Origin of the sequence: Bradyrhizobium sp. NAS80.1 (assembly GCF_001908205.1) — a bacterium.
In the GTDB taxonomy this organism is placed as follows: Bacteria; Pseudomonadota; Alphaproteobacteria; order Rhizobiales; family Xanthobacteraceae; genus Bradyrhizobium.
Map to the genome: position 1 here is coordinate 1 of NZ_LGHL01000439.1, position 974 is coordinate 974.

Genomic DNA, 974 nt, shown 5'->3' on the forward strand with positions numbered 1-974 from the left:
CACCTGTCGTACCATCTTCCTGCTATGGCCGGTCTGGCGCACGATCTGCTTGATCGGCGTTCCGCCTTTCGACAGGCCCAAGATAGTTGCGTTGGTCTCTTCGCGGCGGAGATAGCCCTCATACTGGAGGCGCTCGGCCGCGGTGAGCAGTTTGGGATCGATTGTCGTTACCCCGATCGCGCTGCGGATCTGGCGCATCGATTTGCGGACGGCATCGAGGAAGGCCCGACTGGCGTTCTCCATCAGATGCCACCGATCCGCGACCTGTACCGCCTGCGGCAGGGCCCTTGCCGCAGCTTCGCCATATCCCCCACCACGGTCACGGGCAATGATCGTGATCGTGGGATGAGCAGCCAGCCAGGCTTGGGCGGTCGCGGGCTCACGATCCGGTAGCAGCGTGACGATCCGGCGCCTTTCCAGATTGCAGATGATGCTGGCGTATCGGTGATTGCGCCGCCAGGCCCAATCATCGATGCCTATAACCCTGAGCGGGTCGGCCGGCGGGCGGCTGCGGCGTCGGACCACACGCAGGAGCGTGTCTTTGCTCACCGGTAGCATCAGCCGCTTTGCGAAGCCTGCTGCTGGTCGACCGCCAAGCGCCAGGCCGAGGTGGTGGACGATAGAGTCCAGTCTCGCCGTGCGTCGCGCCGACGGAGCCAGCACACTTTCGGCGAAGCGCTCGGTGAAGATTTGGCGCCCGCACAGGACAGCGTCGCAGCGGAAGCGGCGAGCGATCACCAGGAGCTCTACCATCCGCCCCGAGAGCGGAAGATCGGTCACGCGCCGTCGATAGCGGCTATGGACGCGTCGGGAAACCGTTCCGCACGACGGACACAGACCAACACTTCCCGACGCTCGGACCACAACAACGGCCTTATCGTCTTCGTAGTACGCACTCTCTACAACAAACCCACGCGGCACCAGACTGGAGCGCTGGAGTGCTTGCTGCATGGCGCTGATTCTCCCCCATTCAA

General features: G+C 63.8%; 1 protein-coding gene. It reads right to left on the reverse strand.

What is annotated here, in order from left to right:
* A partial coding sequence (locus tag AC629_RS44090; RefSeq protein WP_168195767.1) for an ISL3 family transposase occupies positions 1 to 951 on the reverse strand: 951 nt, incomplete at its 3' end.
* Positions 952 to 974: the final 23 nt, after the last annotated feature.